This is a genomic window from Haemophilus haemolyticus (genome assembly GCF_001008205.1).
Classification (GTDB): Bacteria; Pseudomonadota; Gammaproteobacteria; order Enterobacterales; family Pasteurellaceae; genus Haemophilus; species Haemophilus haemolyticus_Q.
In genome coordinates this window covers 27,660-39,412 of the sequence record NZ_LCTK01000029.1, presented here as the reverse complement: position 1 = coordinate 39,412, position 11,753 = coordinate 27,660, and the positions used below count along the sequence as shown (strand labels likewise).

Annotated in this window: 15 protein-coding genes; 5 read left to right on the top strand and 10 right to left on the bottom strand. The window is 36.8% G+C overall.

What is annotated here, in order from left to right; genetic code table 11:
• Positions 1-7: 7 nt before the first annotated feature.
• The gene (locus AAX18_RS06065; RefSeq protein ID WP_046953280.1) at positions 8-574 is read left to right on the top strand and encodes a DUF1439 domain-containing protein; all 567 of its coding nucleotides are present in this window, start codon (positions 8-10) and stop codon (positions 572-574) included.
• Between the two features lie 110 nt (positions 575-684).
• On the opposite strand, the gene fabA is transcribed toward AAX18_RS06065, so the two are convergent.
• Positions 685-1,218, bottom strand: a complete 534-nt coding sequence (gene fabA, locus AAX18_RS06060) for a bifunctional 3-hydroxydecanoyl-ACP dehydratase/trans-2-decenoyl-ACP isomerase (RefSeq protein ID WP_005631615.1) — start codon at positions 1,216-1,218, stop codon at positions 685-687.
• Between the two features lie 168 nt (positions 1,219-1,386).
• Positions 1,387-3,162, bottom strand: a complete 1,776-nt coding sequence (locus AAX18_RS06055) for an AAA family ATPase (protein WP_046953279.1) — start codon at positions 3,160-3,162, stop codon at positions 1,387-1,389.
• 126 nt (positions 3,163-3,288) lie between these two features.
• On the opposite strand from AAX18_RS06055, the gene matP reads away from it, so the two are divergent.
• Positions 3,289-3,735 (top strand): macrodomain Ter protein MatP, encoded by a 447-nt coding sequence (matP, locus tag AAX18_RS06050; RefSeq protein ID WP_005628871.1) that lies wholly within the window; start codon positions 3,289-3,291, stop codon positions 3,733-3,735.
• A gap of 71 nt (positions 3,736-3,806) precedes the next feature.
• Here the strand turns inward: matP and cspD are convergent, their stop codons facing one another.
• The 5 genes from cspD to thiI all read right to left on the bottom strand — a co-directional run bounded on the left by cspD (position 3,807) and on the right by thiI (position 6,826).
• Complete coding sequence (gene cspD, locus AAX18_RS06045; protein WP_046953278.1) at positions 3,807-4,025, bottom strand: cold shock domain-containing protein CspD; 219 nt, start codon at positions 4,023-4,025, stop codon at positions 3,807-3,809.
• Positions 4,026-4,169: 144 nt separating this feature from the next.
• Entirely contained in the window at positions 4,170-4,328 is a 159-nt protein-coding gene (locus AAX18_RS06040) for a YoaH family protein (protein WP_005628875.1), read from the bottom strand.
• Entirely contained in the window at positions 4,321-5,040 is a 720-nt protein-coding gene (gene truC / locus AAX18_RS06035; protein ID WP_046953277.1) for a tRNA pseudouridine(65) synthase TruC, read from the bottom strand. The genes AAX18_RS06040 and truC overlap by 8 nt, the downstream gene beginning before the upstream one ends.
• Positions 5,034-5,354, bottom strand: coding sequence for a YqcC family protein (locus AAX18_RS06030; RefSeq protein ID WP_005628878.1), 321 nt, complete (start codon positions 5,352-5,354; stop codon positions 5,034-5,036). The genes truC and AAX18_RS06030 overlap by 7 nt, the downstream gene beginning before the upstream one ends.
• 14 nt (positions 5,355-5,368) lie before the next feature.
• A complete protein-coding gene (thiI, locus tag AAX18_RS06025) occupies positions 5,369-6,826 on the bottom strand; it encodes a tRNA uracil 4-sulfurtransferase ThiI (protein ID WP_046953276.1) in 1,458 nt (485 codons plus the stop codon).
• Between the two features lie 158 nt (positions 6,827-6,984).
• On the opposite strand from thiI, the gene xseB reads away from it, so the two are divergent.
• The 3 genes from xseB to dxs are packed head-to-tail and all read left to right on the top strand — an operon-like array spanning position 6,985 to position 10,046.
• Positions 6,985-7,224: an exodeoxyribonuclease VII small subunit gene (xseB, locus tag AAX18_RS06020; RefSeq protein ID WP_005628882.1), complete on the top strand. Its 240-nt coding sequence runs from the start codon at positions 6,985-6,987 to the stop codon at positions 7,222-7,224.
• Positions 7,224-8,114, top strand: coding sequence for a (2E,6E)-farnesyl diphosphate synthase (gene ispA, locus AAX18_RS06015; RefSeq protein WP_046953275.1), 891 nt, complete (start codon positions 7,224-7,226; stop codon positions 8,112-8,114). Before xseB ends, ispA begins: the two co-directional genes overlap by 1 nt.
• Before the next feature lie 54 nt (positions 8,115-8,168).
• A complete protein-coding gene (gene dxs / locus AAX18_RS06010; protein WP_080948124.1) occupies positions 8,169-10,046 on the top strand; it encodes a 1-deoxy-D-xylulose-5-phosphate synthase in 1,878 nt (625 codons plus the stop codon).
• A gap of 35 nt (positions 10,047-10,081) precedes the next feature.
• Here the strand turns inward: dxs and AAX18_RS06005 are convergent, their stop codons facing one another.
• The 3 genes from AAX18_RS06005 to rpsI form a co-directional block, all read right to left on the bottom strand.
• Entirely contained in the window at positions 10,082-10,534 is a 453-nt protein-coding gene (locus AAX18_RS06005) for a ClpXP protease specificity-enhancing factor (protein WP_005628889.1), read from the bottom strand.
• Positions 10,534-11,172 (bottom strand): stringent starvation protein SspA, encoded by a 639-nt coding sequence (sspA, locus tag AAX18_RS06000; RefSeq protein WP_005628891.1) that lies wholly within the window; start codon positions 11,170-11,172, stop codon positions 10,534-10,536. The genes AAX18_RS06005 and sspA overlap by 1 nt, the downstream gene beginning before the upstream one ends.
• A 173-nt stretch (positions 11,173-11,345) precedes the next feature.
• Positions 11,346-11,738, bottom strand: coding sequence for a 30S ribosomal protein S9 (gene rpsI, locus AAX18_RS05995; protein ID WP_005631594.1), 393 nt, complete (start codon positions 11,736-11,738; stop codon positions 11,346-11,348).
• Positions 11,739-11,753: the final 15 nt, after the last annotated feature.

The window sequence follows — 11,753 nt, the reverse complement described above, 5'->3', positions numbered from 1 at the left end:
ATTAGATATGAAAAAAAATAAATTATTATTTCTTACGTTAACATCTATTTTAGCAGTATCCCCTAATATATCGGCCTCACCTTTTTCAATAACTGAATCTCAAATCAATCAATATCTACAAGAGAAAGGAGCTATTGCAGATAAATTTGGCCTACCAGGATTATTTTTTCTTGATTATCAAGTAAGAAATTTGAGTACCCAAATTGGGCAAACTAATGATAAACGCGTAGAAATGAGCGGTACTTTAGAAGGTTTATTTCAATTTGGCAATAAAAAATTGCCTGGAAAATTAAATCTGACCTTTGATACAGTTCCTTATTATAACCCTGAAGAAGGTGCGGTTTATTTAAAGAAAATGCGTATTTTACGTTGGTCAGGAGAACCACAGCAATATATGCAACAAATGCAAGCAATCATGCCTTTTTTAAATGAGAATGTCGCTAAATTACTGGAACATATGCCGGTTTATACATTAGATAAAAACAATATGCGTGATGTGCTTATAAAAAAATTTGCTAAAGAAATCCGTATAGAAAAAGGACAACTTTCCTTAGAGACTAGCATGTTCCAATGACATTTATATGATGTAATTGAACGTTGCTTATTAATAGAAGGATAAAAAAAGAGCGGTGAAAATCTAAGAAAAATTTTCACCGCTCTTTTGTATGAATTAATAAAGAAAAATTAAAATGCTGAGGTATCTTGGAATAATCCAACTTTTAAATCTGTTGCAGTATAAATAACGCGACCATCTACTTCAACTTCACCATCAGCCATTCCCATAACTAGTTTACGATTAATTACTCGTTTCATATGAATTCGGTACACCACTTTTTTAGCCGTTGGCAAAATTTGTCCTGTGAATTTTACTTCGCCAACCCCTAATGCTCGCCCTTTTCCTTTGCCGCCAATCCAGCCTAAATAAAACCCAACAAGCTGCCACATAGCATCCAATCCTAAACAACCAGGCATCACTGGATCGCCAATGAAATGACAACCAAAGAACGGCAATTCAGGTTTAATATCAAGTTCAGCTTCAATATACCCTTTGCTAAAAGCACCTGTTTCCTCATTCATTTCAATAATGCGATCCATCATCAACATGGTTGGAGCGGGTAATTGTGGCCCTTCTTTGCCGAATAATTCGCCGCGACCTGACGCGAGCAAATCATCATAAGAATAGCTACTTTTTTTATTAGGTGTACAAGTGTTTTGCATTTTAGGTTCCTTTATATATGATGAATTCAGTTTTAAACTGATATAAAACATTCTAAAGAGAACATAGCAAAGTGTAAATGGCTAACACTTGTTCGCAAAACTTGTCGGAGCAGTCACTTTGATAGATTATAAAAGAAATAAAAGCGAACAAATGTTCGCTTTTATCTATTAAAGGCGGAAGAAATTCCAAAAACCTTTCCTTTCTAAATCAGCTCTCCCCTCAATTCGACGTTGAATGAGACGAGATAAAGGCTCAGTTTTTTCTGTATAATCTTTGTTTTCATCTAGCAAATCACGATTAAATAATAATTCGCAAGCTTGATAAATATCTTCTACAGGATAAATAAAAAATTCACCATTTTTTACCGCACTTTTCACTTCATCAGATAAACTCAGTTGCTGAATGGTCGTCATTGGAATAATTACACCTTGTTTTCCGGTCAAACCACGACGTTGGCAAATAGTAAAAAAACCTTCAATCTTATCATTCACCCCACCAACAGAATGAACAAGTCCAAATTGATCAATCGATCCTGTAATTGCGATATTTTGAGGCAAAGGCAAATCCGCCAAAGCACTTGCTAGCACACAGAAAATCGCCAGAGATGCACTATCACCATCAATTTCACCATAAGACTGTTCAAACACTAATGAGGCAGAAAATGGCAATTGCGATGGAAAATCTAATATATTGGAAAGGCAAGCTTGCGCAATCATCATGCCTTTACCATGAATATTTCCCGCTAGTTCATTTTTTCTTTCAACATCGATCACTTCCCCTTCGCCGAATTGTACAATACAACTAATACGCGAAGGCTCGCCGAAACATACTGGTGTACCAGGATATTCAATTACTGAAAGGCCATTAATTTGCCCAACAATTTCCCCTTGAGTTTCAACATAAACTTGCTCATTTAAAATATCGGCATAAGTTTGTTCTTTTAGGAAACCATATTGCGCCAATTTTTGTTGAAAAATATCCTCAAAATCCTCCGCACTTAATGCTATTTTTTCAGCAAAAGTTGAAGCATCCTGTAATATTTCTTTTAATTTAAGAGGTGATGCGTTAATTAAAAAGCGATCTTCACTTTCACGAACTAATAATTGATAGAGTTTATTTAACGCCGAAAAATCTAGCTCAATATTTTGCTCTTGAGCCATTTGTTGTACATAACCCGCCCAAGTTTTTTGTTCCTCCACTTCAGCCACAGAAATATAACTTTCAATTTCGGCATAATCGGCAAAAGAATAAAGGTTTTCTTCTAACTCAGCCAAAGTGGCTAATTCAGTACGATTACCAAGTACAATCACTTTTAAGTTCAGGGAATAGCCTGGTATATCACAAGGTAAATTTTTAAATGGATGGACTGAATACCAATCAAAAGTTTGGGTTTGCAGAATTTGTTTTAATCGCCCCCACAAATCAAATTGAGATAACAATGTTGCCGCACTTAAAATCAAAACACCACCATTAGCTTTATGCACTAATCCTGGTACTAATTGAATATCTTGTGAACTTGGATGAATCCGAAAACTACCGAAAAGCTGGAATTGATCGCAATACAATGCGCTTAACGCCTCACCTTGACTGGCAAAATTATCATCTAAAGATTTTGCTGGCTCAGCATAAACATGAGGAAAAGAAAAAGAGTCGCCCTGCTCTATCACATAATTCACACCGAAAATTGACCGCGCTTTATGATGGTTTTGCGATATAAAATTTTGCAATAACTCCGCATATTCAACTGGCTCACCTACTTTCATCATCAATAAGGAACGCGTTGGATGGCGTAAAAATAAATCGATAGCCTGTGTGGCATTCGGTTGTAATACCCAGAAATCCACTGGTTCTAAAGGAAAATCTTGAATTGCCAAATCAGGTTGTAATGCCTGCCAATTTAAAGATTGCTCAATAGCTTGTTGTTGAGAAAATAATGAACTCACGGCTAGTCTCTTTCTAGAAAAATTGACCACATTATCGCATATTTAATGGCCTTGTGAAAATCCACTAGAAAATCAGCATAAAAACACGTATATTAATGCAGTTACCACGTCACTCAATGATAAAAAATGAAATATCAAAAACTCGAAAATCAAGAAGCAAATTGGAAATGGATTTACCTAATTCGTAAACATCGCGAAGGGGAAAATATCACGCGTTATGAAGAACGCAGTTTGCAAGAAGCCAAAGCACAAGAATTATTAGAATCCCAAAATTATCCAGAAAAAATTGAAGAATGGATTAAGAATCATCTTTCTCCGGCCTTACCAATTAAGCTTGATCAAGCCATTCGTGCCCGCCGTAAACGCTTTTTTAATGGTGAAAAACAACATACAAAGAAAAAATCCATTGATTTGGAATATGCGGTTTGGCTACGTCTTTCTAAATATTCTCGCAAAATGAAGATGACGCTTTCGGAAACAATTACCTATATGATTGACGAAAGAGAAAGTAAAGCACAATTTGAAAATCAAATGGCTGCAATGAAAACCAGTTTAAAAAATTTATTAAAATAAAAAAGACAAGCTGCAATTCTTGTCTTTTTGAGTTAGGACTAATAGAGAAAAAATTTAGAGTATTCGCATTATTACTCTTGATTATCCACAAGTGGAATTATTTTCGTGGCATGAGATCCTTTGTCTCCGTGGATAACTTCAAATTGCACTTTTTGACCCGCTTTTAATGAACGATAACCGTCCATTTCAATCACTGAATAATGTGCAAAAATATCGGCATTCACGCCTTCTGCGGAAATGAAACCAAATCCTTTTGCATTATTGAACCATTTCACAACACCAATTTCCATAAAAGACCTCTCTAGGCTTCGCCTACTAAAACAATAAATCAACAAGACTCTCGCCTTATCACCTCGTATGGACGTTATACTCAAATATTTTGAGCGGTTATGCAATGAGCAATATTCAAAAATGATAAGTAGATCACAAAAAATTTAATTTTCTGGAGTTTTTTTATCATTTTTATGAATTTCTCGTAGTGCTTTCGCCACTATTTGAATCGCTTCTCCGCTACTAATCCCTTTTGCCATAAGTTCTTGAATTTGTTCAACTGCTTTTTGTTGCTGTTCGTGTGTTAAGTTAATATCAAACATTTTTCCATCCAAATTGATTCATTAATTGATGCCATTGTTCATCTAATCCTGCTGTAATTGTTATTTTCTCTTTCGTTTTTGGATGAATAAAAGACAAACTATCAGAATGTAAAAATAACCGAGAACAGCCAAGATGCAAGGTTAACGCACGATTTTGATGCAAATCACCATATTGCGAATCACCTAAAATTGGGTGAAAAATATGTTTCATATGACGACGTAATTGGTGTTTTCTGCCTGTATGAGGGATTAATTTAACTAAAGAATAACGCGCCGTTTGATAACGCCCAGCAGGATAAGGCATTTCGACTATTTTTAATCCTTCATAATCAGTAATAGCTTCTTGAGGCTCTTTATCTTCTTGAGAAAATTTATCTGCAATTTTATCCAATTGAATTTTTAGTGGATAATCTATCCGCTCTTTTCCCTGTAGATACCCTCGTACTACAGCCAAATAAGATTTCTGAATGCACTTTTGTTCAAACTGTTCACACATTAGGTTCGCAATTTCACTGCTCAATGCAAATAACAACACGCCAGATGTCGGTCGATCTAAACGATGAATAGGAAATACATGTTGACCAATTTGATCTCGTAACGTTTGCATCACAAATTGAGTTTCATGAGGATCTAACCAACTACGATGAACTAACATACCAGCAGGCTTATTCACCGCAACGAGAAACTCATCTTGATATAAAATTTCTAACATTCGTTCTTGTTCAGAAGTTCTTCTAAAGCAACCAAAGGAGTTAATAGTTTTTGTAACTCATCAAATTCCTTCATTGCTTCTTCAATATAAGGAGAAATAGCAATTTTATTTGGCAAGGCTGAACCACTTTCTAACAATGCCTGCATGCGTGGAATAAATACCCACTGTAGCCACTCTTCGGCAGACATCGTATCAATTGAAAAAGGTTCTTCACTTAAAAAGGCCTCTGCAGCAGGGGGCATCGTTTGCCATAAATTAAGCTGCTGCATGGTAATTTGGAGCTGTTCAAGATGCCGTTTAGTTTGATTACGCATATTTTATATCCTAATTAATGAATGTTTTTTGCAAATACACGCACATTTGAAAAACCATTTTCTTTCAAATATAAGGCTTGTAATTTGCTCATCACACCACGTTCACAATACAACACGTAATTTTTACTTTGATCAAGACTACCAAATTGAGAAGAAAGTTTGTAGAACGGCATTTGAATGACGTCATGTGTATCTGATTCAAATGGATTTTCATCCGTTTCTTCTGGGCTACGAATATCCAAAATCACTTCATTTTCACTCAATACAGAAATTGCCTCGACTTCCACGACTTCTTTTTCTATTTCTTCTGCGATCTGGCGAATATCTAAATATTTCGCATTTTGCACCGCACTTCCAAGAATCTCAAAATTAAAATGCCCTTCTTCTTCTAGAATTCTTTCACGAACCGCTTTGATCGTAGGATTTTTTGAAATTACCCCACAAAATTCCGGCATAGATTTTGCAATATCGTCAGTACCAATTTCTTTCGCCATCGCGATAATTTGTTCTTTATCATGCGTAATTAACGGACGTAATACTAAGGCATCAGCGGCTTCATCAATCAAGCGTAAATTGGTTAAAGTTTGGCTAGAAACTTGCCCTAATGCCTCCCCTGTCACAATCGCTTCAATATTAAAATGTTGAGCGACTTTACTTGCGGCTCGAACCATCATCCGTTTTAATACAACGCCCATTTGGCCGTTATCGACTTTCTCTAAAATCTCACCGACAACTCCTTCAAAGTTAATCGCAATAAAGCGTACTTTATGTGAAGAGCTATAGCGTTGCCAAATATGATAAGCCATTTGTTTTACGCCAATTTCATGGGCTGCGCCACCAAGATTAAAGAAACAATAATGAACTCGGGAACCACGACGAATTAGCATATAACTCGATACACCAGAATCAAATCCCCCCGAAATCAAAGAAAGCACATCCTCTTGCGTCCCAATCGGATAACCGCCAATCCCTGCGTGACGTGCTTTAACTAACATCATTTTGTCATCTTCAATATCAATACGAACAGTCACATCTGGATTTTTTAACCGCACTTTTGCGCTTTCAATATGTTGATTTAATCCACCGCCGATATAACGTTCAGCTTCAATCGAACTAAATTTATGTTTTCCCTTACGTTTTACTCGAACACAAAAAGTTTTGCCTTGAAGTTGTTGCGAGACATCAGCAAGCGTCAATTCAAAAATATGATGTAAATCGGTAAACGGTTTTTCTTCAACTTCTAAAAAATGATGAATACCAGGAATACGTTGTAACAAGGCGATTAATTCTTCACGATTCTCTTCATTTTTTGACCGCACTTCAATGTAATCCCAGTGACGTACGACAGCGGCTTCTTCATCATATTTCTGTAAAATATTGCGGATATTAGAGGTTAAAATTTTTGCGAAACGTTTACGAACAGTTTCGCTCTTAATCATGATTTCAGGAAAAAGTTTAACGATAAATTTCATATAAATAGCTTAGGTATTTCTTGGGTATTTAAAGTGGCGAGTATTTTACGCAAAGATAGTTAAAAGTCCACTGGTCCTAGCTTGAAATAATTTTTTAACAACTCAAGTAAAATACAGTACAATGGCAAGCAATTTTTACCGTGAAAAAGGATAATTCCATGGCGCGTAAACCCGCATCTTCACAAGATTTTGAAACAACGTTAGCGCAGTTAGAAAATATTGTTACACATTTAGAAAATGGCGATCTACCGTTAGAAGAAGCGTTAAAAGAATTTGAACAAGGTGTGCAATTAGCCAAGCTAGGGCAAGAACGTTTACAACAAGCAGAACAACGCATTCAGATCTTATTGCAAAAAACAGAAGATGCCCCACTAAATGATTATGAAGGGAATGCTTAATGGATAACTTTTCTGAAGAATTACAACAGGTTCAAACTCGTATTAATCGCTTTCTAGAAACTCAACTTGAGGGTATTGAAAGTTATAATGCACCTTTGCTTGACGCGATGAAATACGCATTATTACTTGGTGGCAAACGGGTTAGGCCTTTTTTAGTTTACGCAACAGGTCAAATGCTTGGTGCAGAGAAACAAACCTTAGATTACGCCGCTGCCGCTATTGAAGCCATTCATGCCTATTCCTTAATTCACGATGATTTACCCGCAATGGATGATGACAATCTACGTCGTGGACACCCTACTTGTCATATCCAATTTGATGAAGCTACAGCTATTCTTGCGGGCGATGCCCTTCAAAGTTTTGCTTTTGAAATATTAACTAAAACGCCAAATATTTCTTCTGAACAAAAACTGGCTTTAGTTCAAATTTTAGCACAAGGCGCGGGTGTGCAAGGAATGTGTTTAGGGCAAAGTTTAGATCTTATTTCTGAGCATAAACAAATTAGTTTAAGCGAATTAGAATTAATTCATCGTAACAAAACGGGCGCATTGCTGATTGCTGCATTAAAATTAGGTTTTATTTGTTCTCCGCATTTTGGCGACAAAACCTTAGAACAATCCTTAACGCAATATGCGGAAGCCATTGGCTTAGCCTTTCAAGTTCAAGATGATATTTTAGATATTGAGGGTGATAGCGCAGAAATTGGCAAACAAGTCGGCGCCGATCTTGATTTAGATAAAAGCACATATCCAAAATTACTTGGATTAAGTGGCGCAAAACAAAAAGCGCAAGATCTATATCAAAGTGCTTTGTCTGAATTAGAAAAAATTCCTTTTGATACGACCGCACTTCGTGCATTAGCTGAATTCATTATTAGTAGAAAAAGTTAATACCAACCGCATCAATGCTCACAAAGTGCGGTCAAAAATTATAACGTTTTTAAAATGACTAACTATATGAACAATTACCCCTTATTATCTTTGATTAATTCACCAGAAGATTTGCGTCTTTTAAATAAAGACCAGCTACCACAACTCTGCCAAGAATTACGCGGTTATCTTTTAGAATCTGTTAGTCAAACTAGCGGGCATTTAGCGTCAGGTTTAGGCACTGTAGAGCTAACCGTTGCACTACATTACGTGTATAAAACACCATTTGATCAATTAATTTGGGATGTTGGACATCAAGCTTATCCACACAAAATTTTAACCGGTCGTCGAGATCAAATGTCCACAATTCGCCAAAAAAACGGTATTCATCCTTTCCCTTGGCGTGAAGAGAGTGAATTTGATGTATTAAGCGTTGGCCACTCCTCTACTTCTATTAGTGCTGGATTAGGTATTGCTGTCGCCGCAGAACGAGAAAATGCAGGTAGAAAAACCGTATGCGTAATCGGAGACGGGGCAATTACTGCAGGAATGGCTTTTGAAGCACTGAATCATGCAGGTTCTGTTCACACTGATATGTTGGTCATTTTAAATGACAATGAAATGTCTATTTCAGAAAATGTTGGCGCATTGAATAATCACCTTGCTCGTATTTTCTCTGGTTCTATCTACTCCACATTACGAGATGGAAGTAAAAAAATTCTTGATAAAGTTCCACCGGTAAAAAACTTTATGAAAAAAACCGAAGAACATATGAAAGGAGTGATGTTCTCGCCAGAAAGTACATTATTTGAAGAACTCGGTTTTAATTATATTGGCCCTGTAGACGGGCATAACATTGACGAATTAATGGCAACACTTACGAATATGCGTAATCTCAAAGGTCCACAATTCTTACATATAAAAACAAAAAAAGGTAAAGGATACGCACCTGCAGAGAAAGATCCTATTGGTTTCCACGGCGTACCAAAATTTGACCCAATCAGTGGTGAATTGCCTAAACACAATACCAAGCCAACTTATTCGAAAATTTTTGGTGATTGGCTATGCGAAATGGCAGAAAAAGATTCCAAAATTATTGGTATCACACCTGCAATGCGTGAAGGCTCTGGCATGGTGGAGTTTTCTCAGCGTTTCCCAGAACAATATTTTGATGTAGCGATTGCAGAGCAACACGCCGTCACGTTTGCCACTGGACTCGCTATTGGCGGATATAAACCTGTAGTTGCGATTTACTCGACATTTCTACAACGTGCTTACGACCAGTTAATTCACGATGTTGCGATTCAAAATCTCCCTGTATTATTTGCAATTGATCGCGCAGGTATCGTAGGGGCTGATGGCCCAACACACCAAGGGGCATTTGATCTTAGCTTTATGCGTTGCATTCCAAATATGATCATCATGACACCAAGTGATGAAAATGAATGCCGTCAAATGCTCTATACAGGTTATCAATGTGGAAAACCTGCGGCTGTGCGTTATCCTCGCGGAAATGCCATTGGTGTTGAACTAACACCTTTAGAAATGCTTCCTATCGGTAAATCACGTTTAATTCGAGAAGGTCAAAAAATTGCGATTTTAAACTTTGGTACTCTGCTACCTTCTGCGTTAGAGGCAGCAGAAAAACTTAATGCCACTGTTGTCGATATGCGTTTTGTGAAACCAATTGATATTAAAATGATTAATGTGCTTGCTCAAACTCACGATTATTTGGTCACATTAGAAGAAAATGCAATTCAAGGTGGAGCAGGATCTGCAGTTGCGGAAGAGCTAAATTCATCAGGAAAATCAACCGCACTTTTACAGCTTGGTTTACCAGATTATTTTATTCCACAAGCGACACAACAAGAGGCATTGAAAGATTTGGAATTAGATTCAAAAGGAATTGAAGATAAAATTCTTAACTTTATTGAAAAACAAGGTAATTTATAAAAATAAACGCGATGATAACTTCATCGCGTTTTTTCTTAATCAACAATTCTTAAATGAGAAGCTGATTTTATTTTCTTTTTTTCTTCTCGTTTTTTAGGATTCTCTACAGCCTCATGAAAATCTGTTGGTTGTTCAGTATCTGGCTCAGAATTAAGTTCATCGTAAACCTCTTCTGGCTCAAACATAACGCCATCACCATTTTCACGAGCATAGATCGCAAGCGCTGCGCCCATTGGAATATACAATTCACGAGAAACACCTTTAAATCGGGCATTAAACTGGATGAAATCATTTGTAAGTTGTAAATTGCCCGTGGCATTAGCAGACAAGTTCAATACAATCTGCCCATCTTTTACATATTCGACAGGAACATTCACACCTAAGTAAGTCGCATCAACAACTAAATAAGGCGTGAAACTATTATCTACTAGCCAATCATAATAGGCGCGTAATAAATAAGGGCGCTTAGGAGAAGCTTTGTATTCCATTATTTATCATCCATTAAATTTTTTGGTGCAGCCTCACCTACAGACTGCAAGAATGAATCTCGACTAAATACACGATCCATATATCCCTTAATCGGTTTACTACCTGGACCTGTAAATTCCACGCCTAAATGTTTTAATTTCCATAATAATGGTACAACGTAACAATCTACTAAACCAAACTCTTCATTCATGAAATAAGGCGTTTGCTGAAAAACTGGTGTAATCGCTAAAAGTTCTTCTTTTAATTGTTTAAGCGCTTCAGCTTTTTCACTTTCTGTACCATTTTCTGCTTTCTTGAGAGTTGGATACCAATCTTGTTCAATTCGTAACATCAAAAGACGATCTTTTGCTCGAGAAACTGGATACACTTGCATTAATGGTGGATGCGGAAAACGCTCGTCAAGATATTCCATAATAATTCGTGAACTAAACAAAACAAGATCACGATCAACTAACGTTGGCACCGTAGCATACGGATTTAATTCCATTAAATCTTCTGGTAATGCTTGCAAATCAACTTCTTCGTTCTCATAAAGCACACCTTTTTCAGCTAAAACAATTTTTACCTGATGACAGTAAATATCATCTTTATTTGAAAAAAGGGTCATTACTGAACGTTTACTTGATGCGCTGGACATTTATTCCTCCGAAGATCCAAAAATATTCTATATTTTACAAGGGGTGTGTATTCTACCACAAAGCGTAAGTCATTTGCCAAATAATTCTTTTTTATTGTTTTATAATCAATAAGTTAGATAACAAAAAAGCAGAGATTTCTCTCTGCTTTTCTTTTTCGAAACGAAAATAAAAATTAACGTTTTGAGTATTGTGGACGACGACGTGCTTTGTGTAAACCCACTTTTTTACGTTCAACGCGACGTGCGTCACGAGTAACGAAACCAGCTGCACGAAGTGCTGGGCGTAATGTTTCATCGTATTCCATCAATGCACGAGTGATACCGTGACGGATTGCACCCGCTTGACCAGAAATACCACCACCTTTAACTGTGATGTATAGGTCTAATTTATCAGTTAACTCAACCAATTCTAATGGTTGACGTACTACCATGCGCGCAGTTTCACGGCCGAAGTAAACGTCTAATTCACGTTGGTTGATAGTGATTTTACCACTGCCCGGTTTGATAAATACACGAGCTGAAGAGCTTTTGCGGCGACCTGTGCCGTAGTTTTGATTCTCTGCCATTTTCTAAACCTCGTG